At 32.9% G+C, this 24,460-nt stretch carries 23 protein-coding genes and 1 riboswitch; of the genes, 4 read left to right on the top strand and 19 right to left on the bottom strand.

Going from position 1 to position 24,460, the window contains the following annotated elements; all coding sequences use genetic code 11:
• Positions 1-32: 32 nt before the first annotated feature.
• The gene (locus EQ029_RS02415) at positions 33-1,265 is read right to left on the bottom strand and encodes an acetylornithine deacetylase (protein ID WP_033079737.1); all 1,233 of its coding nucleotides are present in this window, start codon (positions 1,263-1,265) and stop codon (positions 33-35) included.
• A gap of 117 nt (positions 1,266-1,382) precedes the next feature.
• The gene (locus tag EQ029_RS02410) at positions 1,383-2,078 is read right to left on the bottom strand and encodes an SDR family oxidoreductase (protein ID WP_057504838.1); all 696 of its coding nucleotides are present in this window, start codon (positions 2,076-2,078) and stop codon (positions 1,383-1,385) included.
• Positions 2,079-2,267: 189 nt separating this feature from the next.
• Between EQ029_RS02410 and EQ029_RS02405 the strand changes: the two genes are divergently transcribed.
• The gene (locus tag EQ029_RS02405; RefSeq protein ID WP_037570701.1) at positions 2,268-2,534 is read left to right on the top strand and encodes a DUF1413 domain-containing protein; all 267 of its coding nucleotides are present in this window, start codon (positions 2,268-2,270) and stop codon (positions 2,532-2,534) included.
• Positions 2,535-2,685: 151 nt separating this feature from the next.
• Here EQ029_RS02405 and EQ029_RS02400 read toward each other — a convergent pair whose 3' ends face one another.
• The 17 genes from EQ029_RS02400 to EQ029_RS02320 all read right to left on the bottom strand — a co-directional run bounded on the left by EQ029_RS02400 (position 2,686) and on the right by EQ029_RS02320 (position 22,065).
• Positions 2,686-2,877 (bottom strand): hypothetical protein, encoded by a 192-nt coding sequence (locus tag EQ029_RS02400; RefSeq protein ID WP_011274908.1) that lies wholly within the window; start codon positions 2,875-2,877, stop codon positions 2,686-2,688.
• Between the two features lie 405 nt (positions 2,878-3,282).
• Positions 3,283-4,551 carry an MrcB family domain-containing protein gene (locus EQ029_RS02395; protein ID WP_057504837.1) on the bottom strand — a complete coding sequence of 423 codons (1,269 nt, stop codon included), beginning with the start codon at positions 4,549-4,551 and terminating at the stop codon, positions 3,283-3,285.
• Between the two features lie 115 nt (positions 4,552-4,666).
• Complete coding sequence (locus EQ029_RS02390; protein ID WP_057504836.1) at positions 4,667-7,531, bottom strand: DEAD/DEAH box helicase; 2,865 nt, start codon at positions 7,529-7,531, stop codon at positions 4,667-4,669.
• On the bottom strand, positions 7,531-7,926 hold the full coding sequence (locus EQ029_RS02385) for a (deoxy)nucleoside triphosphate pyrophosphohydrolase (RefSeq protein ID WP_016930782.1): 396 nt from the start codon (positions 7,924-7,926) through the stop codon (positions 7,531-7,533). Before EQ029_RS02385 ends, EQ029_RS02390 begins: the two co-directional genes overlap by 1 nt.
• A gap of 866 nt (positions 7,927-8,792) precedes the next feature.
• Positions 8,793-9,659: a UTP--glucose-1-phosphate uridylyltransferase GalU gene (gene galU / locus EQ029_RS02380; RefSeq protein WP_011274904.1), complete on the bottom strand. Its 867-nt coding sequence runs from the start codon at positions 9,657-9,659 to the stop codon at positions 8,793-8,795.
• A 122-nt stretch (positions 9,660-9,781) separates the two neighbouring features.
• The gene (locus EQ029_RS02375) at positions 9,782-10,270 is read right to left on the bottom strand and encodes a hypothetical protein (RefSeq protein ID WP_053019283.1); all 489 of its coding nucleotides are present in this window, start codon (positions 10,268-10,270) and stop codon (positions 9,782-9,784) included.
• The gene (locus tag EQ029_RS02370) at positions 10,263-11,054 is read right to left on the bottom strand and encodes a hypothetical protein (RefSeq protein WP_053019282.1); all 792 of its coding nucleotides are present in this window, start codon (positions 11,052-11,054) and stop codon (positions 10,263-10,265) included. The genes EQ029_RS02375 and EQ029_RS02370 overlap by 8 nt, the downstream gene beginning before the upstream one ends.
• 136 nt (positions 11,055-11,190) lie before the next feature.
• Entirely contained in the window at positions 11,191-12,549 is a 1,359-nt protein-coding gene (locus tag EQ029_RS02365; protein WP_048667790.1) for a gluconate:H+ symporter, read from the bottom strand.
• A gap of 40 nt (positions 12,550-12,589) precedes the next feature.
• Complete coding sequence (gntK, locus tag EQ029_RS02360) at positions 12,590-14,128, bottom strand: gluconokinase (protein ID WP_048667792.1); 1,539 nt, start codon at positions 14,126-14,128, stop codon at positions 12,590-12,592.
• A gap of 21 nt (positions 14,129-14,149) precedes the next feature.
• On the bottom strand, positions 14,150-14,830 hold the full coding sequence (locus EQ029_RS02355) for a GntR family transcriptional regulator (protein WP_011274899.1): 681 nt from the start codon (positions 14,828-14,830) through the stop codon (positions 14,150-14,152).
• Positions 14,831-14,967: 137 nt separating this feature from the next.
• Positions 14,968-15,690 (bottom strand): MerR family transcriptional regulator, encoded by a 723-nt coding sequence (locus tag EQ029_RS02350; protein WP_057504835.1) that lies wholly within the window; start codon positions 15,688-15,690, stop codon positions 14,968-14,970.
• A gap of 92 nt (positions 15,691-15,782) precedes the next feature.
• Entirely contained in the window at positions 15,783-16,658 is an 876-nt protein-coding gene (locus EQ029_RS02345) for an alpha/beta fold hydrolase (RefSeq protein WP_053021507.1), read from the bottom strand.
• Positions 16,659-16,799: 141 nt separating this feature from the next.
• Entirely contained in the window at positions 16,800-17,498 is a 699-nt protein-coding gene (locus tag EQ029_RS02340; RefSeq protein ID WP_037538902.1) for a GTP pyrophosphokinase, read from the bottom strand.
• Between the two features lie 164 nt (positions 17,499-17,662).
• Positions 17,663-18,082, bottom strand: a complete 420-nt coding sequence (locus EQ029_RS02335) for a DUF2188 domain-containing protein (RefSeq protein ID WP_011274894.1) — start codon at positions 18,080-18,082, stop codon at positions 17,663-17,665.
• 71 nt (positions 18,083-18,153) lie between these two features.
• Complete coding sequence (locus EQ029_RS02330) at positions 18,154-20,091, bottom strand: FUSC family protein (protein ID WP_053038630.1); 1,938 nt, start codon at positions 20,089-20,091, stop codon at positions 18,154-18,156.
• A 167-nt stretch (positions 20,092-20,258) separates the two neighbouring features.
• Complete coding sequence (locus EQ029_RS02325; RefSeq protein WP_053038631.1) at positions 20,259-20,543, bottom strand: putative quinol monooxygenase; 285 nt, start codon at positions 20,541-20,543, stop codon at positions 20,259-20,261.
• Positions 20,544-20,784: 241 nt separating this feature from the next.
• On the bottom strand, positions 20,785-22,065 hold the full coding sequence (locus tag EQ029_RS02320) for a pyruvate MFS transporter (protein WP_033079741.1): 1,281 nt from the start codon (positions 22,063-22,065) through the stop codon (positions 20,785-20,787).
• Between the two features lie 339 nt (positions 22,066-22,404).
• Positions 22,405-22,514: riboswitch (TPP riboswitch) on the top strand.
• 63 nt (positions 22,515-22,577) lie between these two features.
• On the opposite strand from EQ029_RS02320, the gene EQ029_RS02315 reads away from it, so the two are divergent.
• Genes EQ029_RS02315 through thiS form a run of 3 tightly spaced genes read left to right on the top strand, consistent with a single transcriptional unit; the run spans position 22,578 to position 24,460 of the window.
• Positions 22,578-23,168, top strand: a complete 591-nt coding sequence (locus tag EQ029_RS02315; RefSeq protein ID WP_029376626.1) for a thiamine phosphate synthase — start codon at positions 22,578-22,580, stop codon at positions 23,166-23,168.
• Positions 23,161-24,276 carry a glycine oxidase ThiO gene (gene thiO, locus EQ029_RS02310; protein ID WP_053038632.1) on the top strand — a complete coding sequence of 372 codons (1,116 nt, stop codon included), beginning with the start codon at positions 23,161-23,163 and terminating at the stop codon, positions 24,274-24,276. Before EQ029_RS02315 ends, thiO begins: the two co-directional genes overlap by 8 nt.
• Positions 24,260-24,460, top strand: a complete 201-nt coding sequence (thiS, locus tag EQ029_RS02305; protein WP_053021511.1) for a sulfur carrier protein ThiS — start codon at positions 24,260-24,262, stop codon at positions 24,458-24,460. The genes thiO and thiS overlap by 17 nt, the downstream gene beginning before the upstream one ends.

The raw sequence follows: 24,460 nt of genomic DNA, 5'->3' as shown, positions 1-24,460 counted from the left end.
CATGACCATTGCCTTTATTTTTGTAAACAATTTTATTTTTCAGGGTGATCGTACCAATGATTTAAGAATTGGTAGAGAACATCACTATAGGTTTGTAGTTCTGATGCTTCTATCTTCTCATCGACGCTATGTGCTTCTTCTAAACTACCAGGCCCGTATAAAATAGTTGGTATACCAAAGTGTGCTGTCCAACCACCATCAGTTACAGTCGTACTCATACCATGCTTTAAATCCGTTCCATGAACAGTTTGATGTGCTGACTGTAATTGTTTAAATCCAGGATGTTCAGTAGGTATGGTGAAGCTAGGGAAGATTTCACCTTTATCTTCAATCATTGATTCACCGCCCCATTCAAACTTCAATGGATTCTCTCGAAGCCAAATATCAGCCTCAGCCACACGATTCAAGTAATCTTCTATTTCTGCAACTACATCTTCATATCGCTCGTTTGGCAAATAATGAACCGTTATCCATAAACGACATTCATCTGCAATGAATGCTGGATGGCGTCCACCTTCAATCACTGCCGGGTTAATGGTATTTGCACCTGGCGGCATACCTGGACTATGTTTCATTACAGCCCAGTGCTGTTCTAATTCGTTTAGTGCGTGAATAATTTTTGTCATTTTTTCAATGGCACTCGCACCAAATAGCCCACCACCAGCATGGATAGTTTGACTCCGCGCACCGTCATGAATGGTATTTTTACTTTTCACGGTAATCCAGCCGGTAATCACACCACCTTGACCAAGCGCCATATTCTCACTTGTGTCTAACACGAGTGCTAGATCAGCTTTAGGTCCAATTTCACAAGCAAGTTTCGTACCTGCTTCACCTACTTCTTCTCCTACAACCGATTGCACAATAATATCACCTTTAGGTTGGCGTCCTTCTTGATGTAACTTTTCAAGAACATAAAATAATGACGCCATACCACCTTTCATATCACTTACTCCACGACCATAAAGCCAGTCATCCAATTGGGTTAATTCAAATGGCGGATACGTCCAGTTTGAATCATCATCTACTGATGCCACATCTACATGGCCATTTAATATAAGTTTAGGTGCGGAAGGGTTACTCCCCTTCAAAGTCGCGACAATGACACTATCATTCATATAAAGTTGTTCCCGTTGAATACTAAATCCAAGTGCTTTTAATAATTCTTCAATCTCATCTTGCAAAGGGTCTGTATTACGTCCAGGTGGACTCTCCGTATTATAGCTAACTAATAATTCTAATAAGTTATAAAGACGTTTCTCCATCTTTGTCACTCCTCTAAATCTTAGTTATCCCCACTATCGTCCTTCAATATGAGTGTACCATTTTAAAATAATTTTACACTATCCAAGTACTTAATGTCCTAGCCTCTCTATAAGCTACTACACTGGTCGTACTGTCACTTCGTTCACATTAACATGTGCAGGTTGTGTTAATGCGTAAACAATCGCATCTGCAATATTTTCAGGATCTAGTTTCTTACGACCACCAAAGTTACTGCGTTCTGTCATTGGTGTATCTACCATTCCTGGTAATATGCTTGTTGTTTTAATCCCTGTTTTTGCTAATTCTTTTTCTAAGCCATTAAAAATCATCAGTACAGCAGATTTTGTAGCACTATATAATGCACTTTCTTTAGATACTTCATTCGCAGATATAGATGCTAAATTGACTACATGTCCTGACCCCTGTGCTTCAAACTTAGGTAATATCGCATTGAGACTGTATAGAAGTCCTTTAATATTCGTATCAACCATTGAATCCCATGACTCAACTTGATAGTCTGTGATTTTTGATGAACGCATGACACCTGCACAATTTACGAAGATATCCACGTGTCCAAATACATCGATGGCTTTTGCTACTAATGCATCTACTTCTACTTGGTTTGTCACATCTGTAGGTACAATGTGTATATTGTCTTCATTCATATCTTTTGCTACCGTATTCAATTTATCATGACTACGTCCTGCTAATACGACTTTAACACCTTGCTTCTCAAGTGCTTTTGCTGTTGCTGCTCCGATACCACTACTTGCACCGGTAATAATTGCTACTCGTCCGTTTAATTCTGTCATTTCACTTCATCCTTTACTTTAGATTCATAAAATACATTACCTTATTTAAAATGCATTAAACCTTTAAGACAATTCCCAGGAAATATTATTATGAAAATACTAAGATGAATTGTAATCTTTATGAAAACGTATTAAAGTTAATATATGTAATTAAATCATTGGGCATATAGAAAGATAGGAGGATACACAATGACATTTGAAGAACGTATTCAAGCGTTACGCGCTGAAAAGAGTAGAACAAGTTTCTCATTTCATTTCATCGATTTATATAGTGAAGAAGAATGGATGGAGATGAGTGTGAATCAACGTACACGCCAAGAGAGAGAATTTATCGCACAATTGGACCAAATTCCACGTGTAAGAATGCCATTCTCTAGTCAAGAAGGCTACAAGTTTAAGTTATATAATCAAGAATATCAATATAATGAAGTTAAGAAGAATTTCAAAGATTTGTAATACACTGAAGCCCGTATCTCTATGGTAAGATACGGGCTTTCAACACATTATTCCAGAATGATTAGGGGTATATTTATGGTATGCCTTCGACTGCTCACCAACGAAGGCATATAAGGTTCTTGAATGTTAATAGGAGGCCATTCAATTTGTATTAATTTGTAACGAGTGTTTTACGTTCGAGTCCATAGTAATATAGTCGTTCTGCATCAATATATGGAATTGAATCGATAGTCAAGTAGCCATCTTTAATATCACCGATCATTCCTTGATTAACACCAGTTTTCAAATAAATGTCGTAACTGCCTTCATCAGAAAAAACAACTTCTTCAATTACTTTTCTCATCAGTATCACTTCCCATTACTTATTCCTTACAATTCTTATCATACACCCTTTTAAAAATTTTTAAAGTCTTTTGTGATACTTTTCACAAATAGTTCACTTTTTTGAAAATGAAAGCTATTGAAGGAATTTATGTATGTGGAATATAAAAGGATTTATATTTCACTTAAGTCGATATACTTGCCTAGGGGGCTATAAAGTAGTTCTTAGATAGATATTCACTTACTTAAGTTATTTCGCTTTCCTGCGGCAAAGGCTCAAGCCTGTAGTCTTGAGACACTTTCTTTTCCGCTAGGATTCTTATAACTTCGCTACGTTATCTATCTAAGAACTACTCACAATGCGTTAAAGCGCTTAGGTTCAGGTAATTATACTTTTATGTTATCCCTCTTAACTATGATGTATATTCTATGGTTTAACATTAAATATTTTAAATTGAATACACTCGGCATTAAAGACTTTCTCTATTAAATCCTCTACACTTTCAAATTCATCATGGTTTTCATATGGATCAATAATATAAAACTTAGGTGTTTTACTATTTAATCCTATAATTCTGAATATCAAATATTTTTGAGGGTTCTCATACATGGCATATATTTCATTTAATGATAAGTAAAAAGGTTCATCCTCTTTTTTAGATTTAGTGGCTTTAATTTCAATATATTTTTCAACTGGACTATCTAAATTTTGAGGATCAAAAGCAGTCATGTCATATCCATATCCGTGCAGTTCACCCATAGATGTATCAATTGTATTAATAAATTGTTCTTGTAAATTTTTATCAGATATATTTTTTTCAATTAAATTCATAAAATATTGATAAGCTAATTTTTCTCCAATTTGTCCCGTTATTTTGTTTTCTTTATGGGCTTTTTCAATGTCGTCATCAGTTTGTTTTTTAGTAGAGGTCTTATATTTTTTTGCATATGTGGAAGCTTTGGGCTTATCTATTTGAGACATTTGAATATTTTTATTTTCATTAATACTTTCATTAAGTTCTTTAGTCTCTATTATTGTTACTATTTCATTAATATTTAATAATAAAGCGTTATATTCATTTATATTAATTTTATTTACTAATCCGTTAAGTAATTTAATCATTTCTTTGTAGTCTGAAATCATCATATCCTCGGTATACACTTCAGTCTCAAAATCATAATACTTATAAATAATTGAACCGTGAGCATATCCACTTGGCAAATCCGATTTATCATATTTACTATCCTTATTATTTGAATAATAAAATCTACCTACTTCAAAGTTATTATCATCCAGATATGACGCTAAATACTTGGAAAGGGCAAGTGCTTTTTCTTTAGCTTTTTTCACACCCAAAGTTTTTTCTTTAATTTCGCTCCAACCTTGATTTAAAGAGAGATATACCTCTTTGCCTTCGGGGTGAAATAAATAAACAATGTAGTAACCTTTTTGAGTGCTTTTAGTTATATTAGTGTTAAAGGTAGTAACCCATGGAACCATACTATAATTTCCCTTTCCAACACTTCCAGTAGTTGAAAGGTCTTTATTATAAGATAAATTTTCTAGCTGTTTGGGCAATAATTCTTCAATAATTGATGAATACTTGTCACTTAGGTCCCAATCTTTATTCGTTCTGACATCCTCACTATTTTTCATTTTTATCAAATTCAAAACATTTTTTATATCTTTTATCATCTTGAATCCCTCTAATCATTATGTATATTACATATATTATTATATATTCAAAATAATAAAAGACACCATAGTGCAATTTAAAATCTGACTAATTACACTATGGTGATCGTTAATTTTATTCTTCTACAATATATCTATATATATCATCTCTAATTGATGTCTTCATAGTAAAATTCATTGTTACTACTCTATCACCAATATCTCGAATTTCTTCTTTAGCTGTTCCTTGGATGTATTCTGCTTCTCCTAAATAATAATGAAGTCTTCCTTCAGCATCACTTTTCTTTACAAAAATATAAACTTTTTTATTTTGCTCTTTATGGTTAATAATATCTTGTATTTCATTACTTTTTAATGATGCATTTGCTCTTGAAACCCAAGCTAATTCATCTTGACTTATAAAATGATCTTCATATTTAATATTATCTTCTATATCTTCAGATTTTTTATATGTAATAAATACTGGAATATGATCATCTAACACTCTATAACCATAAATGTTATTACTCATATTTTTTTCATCATTTCTCCAGTTTACTAATTTTAGAAAATCTAATCTCGAATATTGACTATAAAGGATTAAGTCATTCCCTGAATTTTGAAACTTCTCATTATAATATTTAGCTAAACTAATTAAATCGTCTACATATAATTGATATTGCATATCTGCCAAATGTTTTTTAAATGAAGCACTCAAAATATATTTATTTCCATTCTTAGTTATAATTGGACTACCATATCTCGCATGTTCTGCTTGACCAAAATATTCTAATGTTAATATTTTTAAAGAAGTTTTAATATCCTCATTATTAAGATGATTCAATTCATCATATATTTCTTCACCTATTTGACCTTTATTGATTATATATTCAAGTACTAAATAATCCGAATTTTTTAATCCAGGTGATATTTCTCTTGTTAAGAAACATAAATTTTTTGTTGCATCATCTGAGAGTTCCATTTGCGTATATTTATATTTCTTTAAAAATTCATGATAACTGCTAAATTTAGATAAAATAACCTGAGGGTCAATCGAATTTTGTTCAATATAGTCCATAAGCATTGGTATATGACCTATTCGTTCTTCAACAGTTTTATATGCATCAATAATAATTTTTACACTATTTAATTTAGCATTATCTATAGAATCATAGATTTTTTTCTTAGCGATTTCTTCAAAATTAATCGTAGATATACCTTCTATTTTATTAGGGTTACTTAAAAACTCACGATATGCATTTTTATTTTGAGATTGATTGTCTGACAAAGCTATTGGAATAAGATAGTTATTTTTATAGTTACCTATAAAATCTATGATTGTAACATATTCTTTTTCAGAACTTTTTCTCAATCCTCTACCTAACTGTTGAATAAATATAATACTAGATTGTGTACCTCTTAACATTAAAATTTGATTCACTTCTGGAATGTCTATACCTTCATTGAATAAGTTGACTGTGACGATATATTTAATTTCCCCATTAATTAATTCATTTGTTACTTTCATCCTTTTATTCGGGGTGTCACTACCAATCAATGACTTGCTTGGAATATTTCTAGCTGTCAACATCTCTGCTATTTCAATAGCCTCTTCTTTTCTACTAACGAATATCAACCCTCTTAATGTATCACCTGAAAAACCGTAATAGTTTGCTTTTTCAACTATGTGACTAACCCTTTCTTCAGAAGTTAAATCTTTTAAATCAGTAAAATCATCACTTTCTATGCCATTATGTACATAATCGGTAACTCCATAATAATGAAATGGGCAAAGTATTTTGCTTTCCAAGGCTTTAGGTAATCGAATTTCATATGCAATATTATTATCAAATAATTTGAATATATTTCCATCATCTGTTCTCTCTGGAGTTGCTGTCATACCTAACATAAAATCAGGATTAAAATAATTAAAAATAATTTGATATGTTTTAGCATCAGTTCGATGCGCTTCATCAAAAACTATATAATCGAATGCGTCTTTTTTAAAGTTTTTGTAATTATCATTTCTACTTAAAGATTGAATAGTTGCAAAAACATATTTTGCTTTTTGTTCTTTTTGAGTACCTGTATATAAACCAAACTCTTGTGGACTTTCATGAGGAAATACTTTTATAAATTCTTGGCGAGCTTTCTTTAAAATACTCTCATTATGAACAATAAATAAAAATTTAGTAGGCTTATAATTCCTTACATCCAATGCACATAAAATAGTTTTACCAGTTCCAGTAGCCGATATAACTAACCCTTTATGTTCACCTGATGCTCTTAATTGTCTTAGAGACATCAAAGCTTCTTCTTGCATGATGTTTGGTTTTATTTCATTGGTTTTATTAAATTTGTTTAATAATGTGTTTTGCTCACTATTGATTTCAAATAAATTTTTATAGAGTTTCGGACTAAATGATAATTCATAGTCTTCAATCCATTTCTCATCTAAAGGTATACTGTTATCCCATAATTCTTCAAATTGATACCTTACGTTATGTATTAAATCGCCATTTTTATGAGTTGACAACAAAACATTATGTTCATAATTTACTTTCATTGCAGTTGATGTCAGGTTAGAGCTCCCAATGATCATAGAAGAATAATTATCATGGTCAAATATATATCCTTTCGCATGAAAGCCCTCAATGTCTGTTAAGCGTACTTCAACATTGTTTAGTTTCAATAATTCTTTATACATTTTAGGGGTATTAAATCCTAAATAATTAGAAGTAATTAACTTTCCTGAAATTCCTTTTTTATTTAAATCATAGAGTGCTGATTTAATACTTGCTAACCCACTTTCAGTAATAAACGCTACTGATATATAAAATGTATTACATTTGTTTAACTCATTTAAAATAGTTGTTAATACGTTTTGATTTTTATTATTTATTAATATTTTGGGATTCAAATTACCTTCGTGAACAACGTTTTTATCTATAAAACCTTTATTCAATGACTGCTTTAAACTATCTACTATATTATTAGGCATTATTCTTCACCAGTTGAAATCATTTCTACTGCTGGAATATCTGCTGGTGCCCATTGAAGTGTTTTTAACTCACCAGCATGTAACCACTTGATTTCTTTGTGTTCCGTTAGCGTAGGCATTTGATTATTTAATGTACACTTAAAAGTAGTTAATCTTACAATGCCAAATTCGTATTCGTGTTCAGTTGTAGTCACTTTGTCACCGACAACTAAATCACATTTCATCTCTTCCTGTATTTCTCTGATTAAAGCTTCTTTTTCAGATTCTTCAGGCTCAATTTTGCCACCTGGAAATTCCCACATTAATGGTAATGACATGTTTTCACTACGTTGTGCACATAAGATTTTCCCTTCTGAATAAATTATAGCGCCAACAACATTTATAACCTTTTTCATAGAAAAGACCCACACCTTTTTATTTTATTAATTATAATTTTATCAAAACTTACATTTTCATCAATCCTCTAATTCAAAAGTATGTATAAGTTTTTATAACTTAAATTGAATATATTTAGTTAGAATTTTAAAGCAAATTTGCATTTTAAGAAATCAACCAATTATTGATACTTTCTGTCCATTTTTTGATAACGGGTGCCATTATGTTTGCTTTATAATTAACTCACATTAGATCGATCTGATGTATGAGGGGTATAATAAGCTCTCAACTGATAAAATTCGTTAGAGACGCATCTTAACTGGAGAGTAAGGTGGGTCTCTTTCTTTTTCACTAAATTTTAAATGAAGTAAAAAGATTGATATTTTTAGCTAAAGGTTTGATATTACGACAGGTATTCTATCTGAATAATATATTGTACAATTTAAGTGTATTAGATATACATCTAATACATAGAGTTTTAGAGGAGGTTGGGAAGTATAACCATTACATATTATATTTCCCAAAAAAGCTCATCTTAGCGGAAACTGAGATGAGTGGAATTTATACTTCTTGAAATATATGTTCATAATGCTCGTGACAAGTCAGTCAACGCAACATGAATCAAACAGCCAAGATTACGTAATCCAAAGAAGTACCCATAATTCTTTACCATATGTCAGGTGTATTATGAACTATATTTTTAGGAAAAAAGCTATTACAAAATTTTTAATTAATACTTACTCTCTGATGCTTTAACTAAGTATTAATTAAGTCGAAATGTCTCTAAAGAAGTATAGGTGCGATGTTTTTCACATCAAAGATGAACCCCATAAACATTTAAGCTGATCACTTAAGTGCTTATGGGGTCTTCTTTTGTATCATTATATTAAAATCCTAATTCTTTTATAAACTTAATGAGTTCATCTTTCATCTTTGGATCTTTAAGTGCATATTCAATCGTTGTTTTAACGAAACCTAATTTTTCTCCAACATCGTAACGATCACCATCAAAGTCGTATGCATAAACTGGAATATCACTATTCATACGTTCAATCGCATCAGTGAGCTGAATTTCATTTCCAGCGCCCTCTTTTTGTGTTTCAAGGTAGTCAAATATCTCAGGTGTTAAGATGTAACGTCCCATGATGGCTAGATTTGAAGGTGCTGTACCTTGTTTCGGTTTCTCAACAAATTGTTTTACCTCGTAACGACGGCCTTCTTTTTCTAATGGATCAATAATACCATATCTATGAGTAACGCTCTCTGGTACTTCTTGAACGCCAATGACTGAATGGCCTGTTTCTTCGTAAACGTTCATCAATTGTTTAATGGCTGGTGTCTCTGATTCAACAATGTCATCACCTAATAAGACTGCAAATGGCTCATTTCCAATAAATTGACGTGCTGTGTGAATCGCATGTCCTAATCCCTTCTGTTCTTTTTGTCGAACGTAGAAGATGTTTGCTAAGTCCGTAGAATATTGTACTTTCTCAAGTAGGTCATCTTTTCCTTTTTCTTCAAGAACCATTTCTAATTCTTTTTGATTATCAAAATGATCTTCAATTGCGCGTTTATGTTTACCAGTTACGATGATAATATCTTCAATTCCTGCACGAGAAGCCTCTTCCACTATGTATTGAATTGTAGGTTTATCTAGAATAGGAAGCATTTCTTTAGGCATCGCTTTAGTGGCTGGTAAGAATCGCGTCCCTAAACCAGCAGCAGGTATGATTGCTTTTTTTATCTGTTTCAAACTCAAGTAACTCCTTTGCACATTCTGTCTTTTATATCATTTGTTAGTTTATCACTCTTTTGATTTCTTTCCTAGTGATAGCTTGTTGTACAAATAATTCATAAAATTAAGATAAGCCTAATTTAAAACATATATGTTTTTTTATACCATTCATATAAGTTTATATATATCTTTGTAGACCTATACTCATTATCAATTTCTCCTGAATGATATAATGAGAGTTTTTGATAAACGTTTAAATCATTGTTTTCTTCAAAAAAATTATCTAAAATTGCAATACAATAATCTATGTTAAAAATTTCATTTAAACTACTATATGGTGCATACAACTTCACAAAACTATATTTCATTTGAAATGGCCCAATAGAAAAATCAAAATACTCGATTAATTTAGGCATTAAAATACATAAGCATTTTTCAAAAATGTAGGTTGAAATACCACCTCGATTCATGTATTCAATAATATAGATATATAATATAAGATATTTATTTTTGTTTTTCTTCTGTAAAATTTCATTAACTTGTCTTTGCCTTAATAACATTACTGACTCAAACTTCTCTGTTAATATAGTTTCTTCTTTTTTTGTTAAATTATATTCTATTCTATTCATTTTTAAAATTATCTTTATCCTTTTTTCTCTCAATAACATCAAATAAAGCCAGCGCTAAATTCATAATTGAAATAAACAAAATTCTGTATTCAGAATTTTTATATTGATAAATATTAAAATTTGTACTAGACTCTCTCTCTTCTTCAATATCCTCTATATCAGATTCCATATTTTCATCTACATTTTCATATTCATGAACACCGTTACTATTAAACTGAACTCGATTAATATTATTATAGTCTTCATTTTCAAAATCTGTATATTTTTTTGTTACTAATGCATCTATCACAGAGATGAAAGGTATAGTTAGAATTTCAAATAGAATCCCTTCTTTATTAGAAGTAAACACTGTGATAATATTCATATCATTTAGATATAATTTCAATATGTTAATTGTAAGTATAGATATCACTATTGTTGAAATTAAAAAAGTAAAATACATACTATATAATAAAGCAATAGATTTTTTAGATAAATTTCTTTCCAAATTTTGACTAGGTTTAAAAATTAATGGCCATAAAATTAAAAATACACCTAAGAAATTACTTGATAATAACATAGTTGTAATTTCTCCAGATGTATAGAATAAATTCAATAATAAATAAAAGAAAACATTAAAGAATATTACTACTACAATTCTATAAAAATATTTTTTCAAACTAATACTTTCATTTCTGATAAATGGATCTGAATATGTAAAATACGAATTTGGAAGTACTAATTTTTGCACACTAAAAAATAAGATGAAACAAAGCGCTAATAAAATAACTATTATATAATTCATTTTTTCCTCCAGAGTATTATTATTTTAAAGTAGATGTAGTCATAAAGATAAATTTTATATCTTAATCTAATTAATTCAGATATATTAAAAAGTTGAGACATTATGTCTCAACTTTTACTAGATCATAATTCATTTCTTATACAAACAAGCTAATGAATAAAATAAAGATGATACCTGATACTGATATGATTGTCTCAAGTAATGACCAAGTTAGGAATGTTTCTTTTACGGTTAAACCGAAGTATTCTTTAAACATCCAGAATCCTGCGTCGTTTACGTGAGAAAGAATTACGCTTCCTGCTCCTATTGCAAGTACAACGAGTGCAACGTTAACGTCTGAGTGTTGCAATAATGGTAAAACGATACCTGTTGTAGAGATTGCAGCTACAGTAGCTGAACCTAATGCAATACGTAATACCGCTGCTACTATCCAAGCAAGTAAGATAGGTGACATTGTAGAACCTTCGAACATTTTGGCGATTGTATCACCCACGCCACCATCAATTAATACTTGCTTGAATGTGCCACCACCACCAATGATTAAGATCATCATACCAATTGGATAGATGGCATTTGTAACTGACTTCATAATGTCGTCCATCTTTCTGCCACGGTTCAAGCCCATTGAGAAGATCGCGAAGATAACTGAAATTAACATTGCAGTACCAGCCGTACCTATGAAGTAAACAATTTGTTCAAATAAATTTTTAGCTTCTTCATGGCCAGTCATTAATTGAACAATAGTTGAAATTAACATTAAGATCACTGGCAATATTGCTGTAAATAAACTTAACCCGAAACCTGGCATTTCAGATTCTTTAAATTCTTTTTGAGAACCCAATGCTGAGATATCACCTTCACGCGTGTAAGCTGAAGGGATAATTTTTTGTGCAATTTTATTAAATACAGGTCCAGCAATAATCGTTACTGGAATTGCAATGATGATTCCAAATAGTAATACTTCTCCCACATTCGCTTTTAGTTCTTTAGCGATAACGACTGGTCCAGGGTGTGGTGGTAAGAAACCGTGCGTTACTGATAAAGCTGTCACCATTGGTAAACCTAATTTAAGCGGTGATACCTTTGCACGTTTAGCAATTGTAAACACTAACGGAATTAATAACACTAAACCTACTTCGAAGAATAATGCGATACCTACAATAAATGCTGCAACTAACATTGCCCATTGCACGTGTTTAGGTCCAAACTTAGCAATCAATGTGTCGGCAATTCGATTCGCACCGCCACCATCTGCAAGTAATTTACCAAGCATTGCCCCTAATCCAAAAATTAAAGCAATGTGGCCAAGCGTACTTCCCATTCCCGCTTCAATTGTCTCCATTATTTTATTTAATGGCATGCCTAATAGTATAGCAGTCACGACAGAAGTGATGATTAATGAAATAAATGTGTTCAATTTCAAGAATATAATTAATGATAATAGTAATAAAATCCCGATAACAACACTGATAAGTGGCCAAATATCTCCAAACATAGTAAATCCTCCCAATGTTTTCTTTTTTTAATTAATTGATTTATTCCATGTGCTTACGTTGAAAATCTGCAATTTCTGCATAACGTTCTTCTAATGAGCGACTTAAATTAATGAAGATTGAAACTAACTGTTGATACACTTGAACGGTTTCTGAATCAGGTTGATGTGCATTCGTTGTCCCGACCATTTCTTCAATAATTGAGAAGTCATCAATTTCCCCTAATGCTTTCAAACCTAATACACAAGCGCCTAAACAAGAACTTTCAAAGCTTTCAGGCACGATAAGATCTGTGTCGAAGATATCTGCCATCATTTGACGCCACACTTCACTCTTAGCAAATCCTCCTGTTGCTTTGATTGTGCTTGGTGTTTCGTTCATTACTTCTATAAGCGCAAGATAAACTGTATAAAGATTATAGAGTACACCTTCTAAAGCAGCACGAATCATATGTTCTTTTTGATGCGAGAGTGTAAGACCGAAGAATGAACCACGAGCATCGGCGTTCCACAATGGTGCACGTTCACCTGCAAGGTATGGATGGAAGATGAGACCTTCTGCACCTGGCTTAACCCGACTTGCGATTTTAGTCAGTACATCATATGGATCAACACCTAAACGTTTTGCAGTTTCAACTTCACTTGCAAGGAGTTCGTCTCGTAACCATCTCAAGACAACTCCACCATTATTCACTGGTCCACCAATGACATAATGATCTTCGTCTAGTACGTAACAGAAGATACGTCCTTTATAATCGGTGCGAGGTTTATTAATGACTGTTCGAATCGCGCCAGATGTACCGATTGTGACAGCGACTTCGCCTTTTTTATAACTATTCACTCCTAAGTTAGAGAGAACACCATCACTTGCACCTACAATAATAGGTGTATTCTCATCAATGCCCATTAAAGTTGCATAGCGTTTCTTCATACCTTTAAGAATATGTGTCGTAGGTACCAGTTGTGGTAGTTGTGCTTCAGTGATACCCATCAATTCAAGTGCCTCTTTATCCCAGTCAAGTTTTTCAAGATTGAACATGCCCGTAGCTGATGCCATTGAGTAATCGATGACATATTTTTCAAATAGTTGATAGAATATGTAAGTTTTTATATCTGCGAACATGGCAGTTTGTTTATAAATATCTGATTGTTCATGCTTCATCCAGAATATCTTAGATAATGGTGACATCGGATGAATTGGTGTTCCTGTGCGTTGATAGATGTCTGAACCTTGATGTTCTTTATTAATTAATTCTGCGTATTTACTCGCGCGATTGTCTGCCCAAGTAATGCTCTCAGTCAAACGATGATGTTCTGCATCAAGTGCAATCAGACTATGCATTTGTGCACTAAATGAAATAAGTTTGATGTCTTCTTTTTTTATATTTGCTTCTCTAACAACATATTTCACAGTCATTAGTACTGCATCGAATAATTCGTCAGGGTTCTCTTCAGAAACGTCTACATTGGGAGTATGTAAGGGGTAACCAATGTTGTGTTTCATGATGAATTGTCCATTTTCATCGTATAATACTGATTTCGTACTCGTTGTTCCTATGTCAACACCAATCATGTACTTCATATTATTCCTTCTTTCTTCTATTTATCTTAGCCAGAAACTTTCAATATCTTCCCCAACATCATCGAAATTTAAATGGAAGGCTTCTCTTAATTTTGTAGAGTCATATTGTTCTACCGCTTCAATAAACACCTCATGGTTGCTATGAATACGTTCAAAATCTGCTTTATCCTGTTCCATGCGATGTCTCATAGATAGTAATACGAGTGTTTCGATTACGGGTTTCAAATGATTCCAGAATGTTTGTAAATATTGATGGTTTGATGCGTTAATCATTGCTTCATGAAATTGAATGTCATGTTGTGTAAATGCTTCAGCATCTTCGAATTTAACTGCTACTTTCATCATTTCAAGGTGCTTACGCATCTCTTTAGTTATAGGTGCTCTATCAATGTGTTTGATCTTAGAGAAGGCAAATGACTCTAACATTAAACGTAAATCATAGAGTTCTTTCTTCTCTTGATCACCAAACTGTAAAACTTTAGCTCCCATGCGTTCTAATTGAATAAGTTGATCCGTTTGTAATAATTTGAATGCATCTCTAACAGGGGAACGACTAACATCAAATTGTTTTGCGACTTGATTCTCAGTAAGTAGCGTATCTACTTCGATTTCCCCACTCACAATTTGCAATCGTATTTCTGCTGCGACACCTTCTCCTTTAGACATGCCACCAAGCCATTGTTCTGGATAACCTTCTTTCACATCTTTCACTCCTATTGAGTTAATTACAACTTGTATACAAGTATATTAATATATAAGTTACGTTTTTGCAAACGCTTTCTTTTTATAAATTTAAAAAACCCGGCCACAGATGGACCTGGAAAACCATGATTGAAATTCTATTTCTTCTCATCTGAAACTTCGATGCAGTAATGTGTTTCGTGACACTTAGGGCATTCTAATTTACGTGTTTGCATAGTATGTCGTGCCAAGATGAACTGTTTCAATGATGGCTTAAACGTATGTTGGCAATTGGGACACAGATATGAAATATTTTTATAATAATATGTTGTTAATCCAACGGCATAGGTTACTAAGATAGGCACTATCGCAATAAATGGTTTACTCGAACTTCTTATTAAACTTGTGATTAACCCTGTGTATTGAATAATGCCAATGATACCTGCGCTAATCCATACTTTACTTTTAAACGATTTCAATGTAGTCGATTGTTTCACTGCTTTATCTACGTCAGATAAATGATTTATTGGAGCGCTTGAGTGACTTGAAATATATTGGTCAACGTTGTTCAAATGTTTTAGTGCTTTTGTTTGATCGTGAATGCTTGTCTCTAATTTTTTCTTATGCAGTTGCAACAATGCTTTAAGCGTCTGCATATCGCTATCTTCGTATAATAGCGTTTTAATTTCGTCCAATGTACAACCGAATTGTTTCAATAAGAATATTAACTGTAATTGTTGTATATGATCGTCATTGTAATATCTACGATTTGATTCTGATGCACGTTCAGCTGTCAATAAGCCTTTACAATCATAATATTGTAGTGTTCGAACTGTAACTCCTAAATGATTGGCTAGCTCTCCAACTTTATAATGTGACATAGTGTCCACCTCCTACATTGAATCTACCTCATGACGCTACGTCACGAGCAAGACATTTTTACACATAGCTTAAAGTAAGTCTGAAGGATGTCTTATTTGTCTTCTATCCAATCTTTAATATGATCGACAATGCCTACCGTACCATTTGGTAATTGTTCAAGGACAGAAGGAAAGTCCATATGGCCGATACCTGGATAGACGATTTCTTTCGTTTCTCCTCCATAGCGTTTATACTGCTCCATTGTCGCTTGTGAATCAGTATACGGAATGATTTCATCATCTTTGCCAGAGATAAATAATAACTTAGGAAATTGTTCAATTTCTTCAATATCTGGAAGATAATCAGCTTTAATTGTATATATTAAGTCTGTAATGATTGTTTTAATTGGGGCGACGAATGATAAGATATCTAGTCCGTTTTCTTTTCGTGCGTAGACCGTCTTTTTTAAAATATATTGTGGCAAATTTTTAATTGCAGTAATTTCATATTTAAAGTGATCACGTTTACTATCTGTAGAGAACAAACGTGCTAGCATACTTGTGTTTGGTGTAATTTTAGCTGCGCTGCTTAAATAAACAAGGTGCGATATAGGCAATGTATTAAATTTCAACAAACGTGTGCCAATCATTCCACCCATCGAGTAACCAATGACCATGACCTTTTCAAGATGTTGTGACGAAACAATTTGTTCCAAAACGTCTTCAATTCGTTCAGAGTAATCATCTAATGTGTGATTATTGCGATCGATACTTGAGCTTTTACCACGGCTTGGACAGTTAATATAGATCATCTTATATTCTCTAAAGTACGGTTCAAACATCGTCATAATGCGGTAGGTCATGATTGCCCCATGTAAGAAGACAATTGCCCTATTTGAAGTTTGATTCCCGGCAAATGCCACTTCGACTTGTTCGTTATGATAATTTTTCAATTGATAAATTTGTGTTTTGAAATGTTTTCTGTTCATAATCAACCTCAAAAATTGCTATATTACTAAATTATTATTTTATCACAAAATTATCAAAACAGAGGCAAATTAAAAAGTATAACTTATAGAATTGTTGCAAGTTACGTACAATTCATCAAGTTATACTTTAAACTAATCGTTTTAGTTATTATCTGAAATAGCAGAATGAATCGATTGCATTTTAGATTCTACATCTGCAATTTCAAGTGCACAGTCTTTTAACATATCACTATAATCATCCGTACTCGCATTATTTTTATAGCGAATTTTATGCTCTAGACTTGCCCACATATCCATACCAATGGTTCTAATTTGAATCTCCACTGGAAGCTTTTCAACTTTATTTGATAAGAATACTGGGATAGACACAACAATATGTAAGCTTCGATAGCCGTTGTCTTTTGGATTTTTAATATAGTCTTTACGTTTTAGAAGTTTGACATCCTCTTGTTTTAATAGCATCTTTTCAATGACATAAATATCCTCTAAATAGTTACAAACAACGCGAATACCTGCAATATCTAATATATGTTCACGAGCACTTTCTGCACTAATATCTAGTTGTTTGCGGTGCAACTTTTTAATTAAGCTGTTCATTTCTTTCACACGGCGTTCCATATGGTGAATAGGGTTGTGTTTATAAACGTGATTAAAGTTGTCATCTAGAATATCTAATTTTGTACTGATTTCTTTTAAGGCTGAGGAGTATAAGTGGTCCAGTTCTACGAAGCCAATAAGTCTATCAAAGGCTTCGTCTCCATCTTTAAAATGATGTAAGTTATCTTTAAATTCACTTCGTAATTCTTCTATATACAATGATGGTTTTCTTTCTACATACATAGTATTTCCTCCTTAATCATCACTGTATATTATAGCGAAATGCAAAATGAACTAAAAATAATACTCTTTGATTTCACATTATTTTTAACAATTAAATTTATAATTAAAAATGCAAACCTTTATATTGAACAATGCGTCCAGACATAAAGGTTTGCAACTATTAATTATGATGTTTCATTTTTATTATGTTCGATGACTTTAGTACCACGATTATCAGCGATGTCTTGTGCGCGTTTAGTGGCGTCTGCTTTCTTCTCAAACGTATCAGACGCTTGTTTCGCACCTTCTGTTTTCACTTTCCATTCATCATCTTCGAAATAGACATGTACATTTTCGTCATTTAGTTTTGGGTTTGCGGATTGATCTTTTTGGTGTTGGGTAATGTGTTTGTGTTTCAATTCATCTAGCTCATCTTTCGTCGCATCTTTATACCAATCTTTAGCTTGCTGTGTAGCAATCGGTATAACATCGCCTTCTTTATAGCCATCTTTTAACATAGCATTACCAATATCAATTGCTTTCTTACGTTCTAATTCATCGAAGTTCTTCCAAGTATTCGGATAATCATTCATTGTCCAAGGCATCCTATCAAACTCCTTTTTAAGTTGATAGTTTGCTTTACCACTATCGTTCAGAGTGAAACTTACTTATTGGACTATGCTTTAATCGCCACACCATTTTCAACATCATCTATATCTTTACGCGTATGCACACAATTATTTTGTAGTCTCATTAATGCCGATTTAATGTAATTATATTGAGGTAAATCGGAAAGTTCATTAATTTCAAGTCGGCTTTGAAGTTCGAAATGTTTCGCTAAATTTTCAAAAGTAACTAGGTATTCTCCCATTTGTTGATCTGAAATACGTTGACGTTGATGATTTTGCATCGCACGCATTAACATAAAGTTAATCTCTTCCAAGGCAATTATACTTGGATAATAATAACGAATCACTTCTTGATTAGAGAACAATTCACCACTTGCTGAATTGTTGATTTGAGTCATGTTACTCATTTTCACTGATAAAGCTAGGCTTTCATCTCTTTCACGTAAATCGTCTTGATAGTGATTCTCTGAGAATAAGTATTGGAAGATGACCGCTTCCTTACGAACCACTTCTGCAATCGTTCGTGGTAACATGGCAGACGCCGTTTGACGATTAATAAGTAAAATTCCGATAACTGCAATTACTATACCGATCAACACATCAAAGATACGTGTATAGGCAATTGAAATTGAAAGATTATCTGATGCTAAACCATTTAATAATATAACTTGGATCGTGATAAATATAACTGCGAACGCATAGTTTGAACCTACAAATGTTTCAGTGACCATCGCTGCAATACCCATTATGATAACGGCAATGATTAAGTGTGGATTGAAATACAATATAGTTGATAAGACAAGTGTTCCTAAGATTGTACCTAGTCCACGAGCAACAGAACGGTTTAACATACGTCGAGTTGTCATACCTAATAAGACTGTATGTGCTGTTAATGGTATCCAGTAAGATTTTTGGATATTAAAGGCTAACGAAATAAATATTGCTACTGCCATAATGACGGCATAAATTAATGTATTTCGAAATACTATCGAATCTAACGTTAAATTATGAATGATTCGTTGACTATATAACGGTTTACGAACACTTGCTTCATGTTCAATTTGACTTGAATCTAAGTTCGTAATTTCATCGATTTTCAAGATATATTGTAATAAATCATCAAACGCTTCATCTACATGAACTTCTTTTATCCACTTTTCACGAGAGGCTGTTGTTCGATATGCATTTCGTATCGCAACATCCATCATTTCAACTAGTTCGTTTGGTATAGGGCGTATACCTTTTTCATGTAGTTCCAATAACTCTGAATATAACCCCTGTGCTGATGTGTGGAGTAATAACAGTCTTTGGAAGCGCGGACTCAATTTCTGGTTCACTCCAGCCGTTGCAGTGATTAACAATTCATCTGAATTTTTAAACTGCGTTACCGCTGTTTTTGCACTTTCTTTAAATTTATCAACATCATTATAATTGTGCATTAATTCTTTAATCATGTTAAAGTCCGAATTAATCGCTCTATTTTCGATTTTTTGTTTTTGGAAAAGTATTGTCAAGATGACTACTAATGTAGCAATCGCACCACCAACAAGAATTGCTAAACCACGGTATAACGCTTCATTTGGTGCTATTGGCAAGTTACTTGGTAAACAAAACGTTACAAGAAAGAATGTTGAAGATGGTCCTGCAATCTTCAATGCACTGAAGATGTAATAAGGGATAACTGTAACTAATAATAATGTTACGCCATATAATATCGGTTCAGTCACCGTTAGCGTTCCCAGTATCATACATATCGCGAATGATATCGAACATAAAATAACTGTTCTAATCATTGAACGCGGAGAACTTTTGAACACATAGATATGCGCCAATGTCCCTGTTGATACGAGCAATCCTAATGCGAAATTGCCTAGGAAATAACCTAAGAGTGCTGGGATTATTAATAACAAGCCTTGTCTGACACCTTTCATCGGGTCAACTTTACTTGTATCAAATGTGATAAGTGATTTTAAAACATTTCCCAATGTTATCTTTCCTTTCTATAAAACATACATATTCAATGATAACACTTTTTATTAAGTTATATGATGACCATTGTCTAATTTACAAAAAAGGTAGGATTGAAATCATATCTGTGACATAGATTTCAAATCCTACCTTAGTAGTGTATATTATTTTGAACGTTGTTTAATTATTTGGCTTCCGCTACATCGATGACTGGTTTTTCTGTAATATATTTGCCGATATTTTCACTAAAAACTTTGAAATGATCTGAATGATTGTGTGCTCCAACAGCATCTTGATCTTTATAATTCTCTACAACTACGAACGTATTACGTTCAGTCACATCTTCATAGTGACTATAAAATGTATTACCCTCTTCTACACGTGCATGTTTAACTAAGTTCGTCATTAAATCTAAATATGCTTCACGATGTTCTTCGCTTACTTTAAGTTTGGCATTAATAATAATCATACATTTCACCCTCAATTTTGTGATTAATTTAATATTATTTTACCATTTTCACTCATACATAAAACACTAATGTGACTTTAAGGTTTAAACACATTTTATTATAATTCGTCCAAATAGACATTTAGTGAATCTAAGTTCCAAAGCACTTAGCAAGTAATGTAATTAAATAAGCCAGTAAATGAATTAATTAAAACCCACTTACTGGCTAGATTCTAGGAATGATGTCCTAGCTTCTATGAAATTATTTTAATTCACGACTTTCATCTTTAATCAATGGTTTGTCTGGTGATACAAACAACCATAAAATTGCTGCGATGACTGCTGGAATAATTAATAATTGGAAAGTCATTGTCCAACCAAGTGATGCAACCAACGCACCAGCTAAGAACGGACTTAATAATGCACCAATGTTACCCCATAAGTTCATCCAACCAGATACTGTACCGGCAAAGTTTCTACCAATGTCATTCGCTGCTGCCCAGCTCATACCCATTGATACACCCATACCACCTAAACCAAGTGATAACCAGAAAATCGTTACGTATAAATTCTCAGTATGTACTGCAAAGAAAATTGAAACTGCGAACACGATGAAACCAACAATGGCAATTAAACCTCTTGAAACGAATCTTGATTGTCCGCTACGTAAAATTTTATCTGAAATCGCACCAGCAGATAAAATTAAAATAAACATGATAAACCAAGGTAATGAACTAATTGTCATGTCTTTAAATTCAACATGATATTGCTCAGTTAAATAAGTTGGTAACCAAATTAAGAATAATGAAATAACGAATTGTACTACAAAGTATTGACCTGCAATCGCATAGAAACTTACACGACGGAAGAATTGATTCCAAGGTGGTAGTGATTTACTTGTTTGAACAAGGTCACGATTCTCCATAATGAAATGTTTCTCAGCGTCATTAACCATACGGTGTTGCTCTGGTAAGTCTTTCGCAATGATTCCCCATAATATTGCAATTAAAATACCTACAGCACCGAAAATGTAAAATACAGCTTGCCAATTAAATGCATTTACAATAGCAATAGTAATCACAGGCGCTAATACAGGTCCAAAATAAGAACCAGCGAGTAACATACTAGATGCTCTACCTTTCTCATCTTTAGAGAACCAGTTTGCATTAAACACAGCGTTTGATGGATACATTGGCGCTTCACCAATACCGAATAAGAAACGTACTAAATATAATAAACCGTGATGTTTAATCATACCTGTAAAGATAGTGAAAGCACTCCACCATACTAAAGCGATTGTAATCATCTTACGAGGTCCAAATTTCTCAGCTAGCATACCAGAAGGTACTTGCATTAACGCGTAACCTAATGAGAAGAATGAAGCTAACAGACCAAATTGTTGCTTTGTCATATGTAAATCTTCCATCATTTGTGGGGCAATATATGAGATGTTAGATCTATCCATGTAGGCAATAACACCTATGATAAAAAATGCTAATGCGAAAAACCAACGAATACTACTTTTCTTTTGTCTTTGTACCATATCCTCTTTTTCCTACTTCCTTTAATTTGTTGATTCTAAATATATTGTCTAATATAATCACGAGACTCCCTATTTGTAAAAATAACTCCCTTAAAACCCTTACCATCATAAGGTTTCAGCATTTATTTTTAATAATATTACCAGTTTTTGAAATCGTTTTCAATATCTTATTTAAAAGTTCTTTTATTAAATTGTACATCGTTGGTTACTTTATTCACTAAATTCGTATTTACGCTTTGCAATCTCAATATTCATTAAAATTTGAACTCCATTTAAAAAAATTGTAGAATGAACTTGAAATGAAACGCGACTTATTATTATTTAAAATTAAATAGATAATTTATCCACTGGAAGTGCCTTTGTTTAAGGCTGAGAGTAAAGAAAGAACTTTATAATTCCTGGAACCTGATCCAGTTTGTACTGGCGTAGGAAAGTGGCTTACACATATCGTTACATAGAGACTAACGCTATTTCCTACGAAGGAGATAGCGTTTTTTCATTTATTAGGGGTGATAGACATCTTTATTGCGATAACAACTTATAAACATTTAACAGAAGCAGACTTACAACACTTCATTGAAATTAGTAAAGGCATCGATGGTTTACTATTTCGTACGCCTATGTCTAGTGATGATTTATTTTCCTTTTTAGAAAAATTAATCGCTGCTGGTTTCCCTAAAGACAAAATTATTATCCATAGCGATGTTGACTTATTAGAATCCTTGACACTTAAACGCTTGCACTGTCGAGAAATGGACACACTAGCGTTTGATTATAAAGCGCAACATCCTGATGTTGAAGTAAGCATGTCGACACATACTATTAACTCGGTGAAACAAGCTTATCAACATCAATTAGATTATGTCTTTTATGGTCATATATTTACCACGGCTTCTAAGCCAAATCAGCAACCTAGATCAATGTCTGAAATCAAAGCCGTGTTACAAGTTCCGATTCCAGTCTATGCCATAGGAGGTATTACTGAAGATACGATACAACGGCTTCCAAATGGCTTTGCAGGAATTTGTGCAATTTCTTATTTTATGAGCGCATCTTTACAACAAATTCAACATTTACGAAAGGAGTGGTTGAAAGATGCATGACGTACTTATTGTTGGTTCTGGTATTATCGGAATGTCCATTGCGAGACACCTCAGTCATACGCAACTCGACATTGCAATTGTCGACCGTGATATACCTGGTAAACATGCTTCATATAAAGCTGGAGGCATGTTAGGTGCACAAAATGAATTTACAGAAGACAGCGACTTATTTCGTCTCGCTCTAGAGTCACGTGAATGTTTTCCTGAATTATGCGAAACACTCCAAGATGAAACTGGAATAGATATTCAATATCAAGCATCAGGATTGATTAAAATCGCAAATCAAATTGATGATGTGGCGCATTTACGTTCACAATTTCAATTTTTACATGCACTCGATAACGATGTGGTTGAACTTTCAGAGGATGAACTAGCAGATTTAACTGAAGGAAATGTCACTGCATCTGAAATGGCAATCTACATTCCAAATGATGGACAAATCAATGCAAATCATTATACGAAAGCGTTATTTAAATCCTTACAACAGCGTCGTATTTCGCGCTACTTCAATACAAATGTAACAGATATTATTCGGCAGAATGGTTACTATCAAATCGTTTCATCTCAAGGTGATTTATATGCGAAGAAAGTCATAGTGGCAAGTGGTGCATGGTCATCTCAATTATTAAAACAATATCAATTGCCTCGTGTGGTTGTCGGCGTTAAGGGCGAAGTTCTTCTCATGGAACATGACCATTTAAATTTAAAACAAACAGTATTCATGACTAATGGATGCTATATAGTTCCGAAAGCGCCTAATCGTTACTTAATTGGTGCTACTAGCGAATTTGATAATTATTCTGTGGGTAATACGGAACAAGGCGTCTCATGGTTAAAACACTATGCGACAGAACGTATACCTGAACTTGCAAACGCACATATCATTAAACAGTGGTCTGGCGTACGTCCATATACGGACGGCGAATTACCAATTATGGACCGGGTTGACGATGGTTTATATGTCATTACCGGCCATTATCGGAACGGTATTTTATTGTCCCCTGTTATTGGTCGTGACATCGCAAACTGGCTATTAACTGGAGTCAAACCAACTCGCTATGAATCTTTCAATGTCTCAAGGAGGTTAAATCATGAAATGCATTATTAATGGCGATGCATTCACGTTCAATACTGAGCAATCCATTCATCAAGTGCTTGTCTCTTTAGAATTAGACCCAGAACGTGTCATTGTTGAACATAATAAAACATTAATTAAACAAGAAGATTATCATCAACACACAGTACGTGAAGATGATCAATTAGAATTATTAGAATTTGTTGGAGGCGGATAA

The organism is Staphylococcus haemolyticus, from assembly GCF_006094395.1.
GTDB lineage: Bacteria > Bacillota > Bacilli > Staphylococcales > Staphylococcaceae > Staphylococcus > Staphylococcus haemolyticus.
Note: the sequence above shows the minus strand (reverse complement) of the source record. Positions and strands in the feature narration are given on the sequence as shown.

What these genes read in the sequence shown, in the direction of transcription:
- EQ029_RS02415 (WP_033079737.1), bottom strand. Translation starts at nt 1,265, where the DNA reads ATGGAGAAACGTCTTTATAACTTATTAGAATTATTAGTTAGCTATAAT.
- EQ029_RS02410 (WP_057504838.1), bottom strand. Translation starts at nt 2,078, where the DNA reads ATGACAGAATTAAACGGACGAGTAGCAATTATTACCGGTGCAAGTAGT.
- EQ029_RS02405 (WP_037570701.1), top strand. Translation starts at nt 2,268, where the DNA reads ATGACATTTGAAGAACGTATTCAAGCGTTACGCGCTGAAAAGAGTAGA.
- EQ029_RS02400 (WP_011274908.1), bottom strand. Translation starts at nt 2,877, where the DNA reads ATGAGAAAAGTAATTGAAGAAGTTGTTTTTTCTGATGAAGGCAGTTAC.
- EQ029_RS02395 (WP_057504837.1), bottom strand. Translation starts at nt 4,551, where the DNA reads ATGATAAAAGATATAAAAAATGTTTTGAATTTGATAAAAATGAAAAAT.
- EQ029_RS02390 (WP_057504836.1), bottom strand. Translation starts at nt 7,531, where the DNA reads ATGCCTAATAATATAGTAGATAGTTTAAAGCAGTCATTGAATAAAGGT.
- EQ029_RS02385 (WP_016930782.1), bottom strand. Translation starts at nt 7,926, where the DNA reads ATGAAAAAGGTTATAAATGTTGTTGGCGCTATAATTTATTCAGAAGGG.
- EQ029_RS02375 (WP_053019283.1), bottom strand. Translation starts at nt 10,270, where the DNA reads ATGAATAGAATAGAATATAATTTAACAAAAAAAGAAGAAACTATATTA.
- EQ029_RS02370 (WP_053019282.1), bottom strand. Translation starts at nt 11,054, where the DNA reads ATGAATTATATAATAGTTATTTTATTAGCGCTTTGTTTCATCTTATTT.
- EQ029_RS02365 (WP_048667790.1), bottom strand. Translation starts at nt 12,549, where the DNA reads ATGTTTGGAGATATTTGGCCACTTATCAGTGTTGTTATCGGGATTTTA.
- gntK (WP_048667792.1), bottom strand. Translation starts at nt 14,128, where the DNA reads ATGAAGTACATGATTGGTGTTGACATAGGAACAACGAGTACGAAATCA.
- EQ029_RS02350 (WP_057504835.1), bottom strand. Translation starts at nt 15,690, where the DNA reads ATGTCACATTATAAAGTTGGAGAGCTAGCCAATCATTTAGGAGTTACA.
- EQ029_RS02345 (WP_053021507.1), bottom strand. Translation starts at nt 16,658, where the DNA reads ATGAACAGAAAACATTTCAAAACACAAATTTATCAATTGAAAAATTAT.
- EQ029_RS02340 (WP_037538902.1), bottom strand. Translation starts at nt 17,498, where the DNA reads ATGTATGTAGAAAGAAAACCATCATTGTATATAGAAGAATTACGAAGT.
- EQ029_RS02335 (WP_011274894.1), bottom strand. Translation starts at nt 18,082, where the DNA reads ATGCCTTGGACAATGAATGATTATCCGAATACTTGGAAGAACTTCGAT.
- EQ029_RS02325 (WP_053038631.1), bottom strand. Translation starts at nt 20,543, where the DNA reads ATGATTATTATTAATGCCAAACTTAAAGTAAGCGAAGAACATCGTGAA.
- EQ029_RS02320 (WP_033079741.1), bottom strand. Translation starts at nt 22,065, where the DNA reads ATGGTACAAAGACAAAAGAAAAGTAGTATTCGTTGGTTTTTCGCATTA.
- thiO (WP_053038632.1), top strand. Translation starts at nt 23,161, where the DNA reads ATGCATGACGTACTTATTGTTGGTTCTGGTATTATCGGAATGTCCATT.
- thiS (WP_053021511.1), top strand. Translation starts at nt 24,260, where the DNA reads ATGAAATGCATTATTAATGGCGATGCATTCACGTTCAATACTGAGCAA.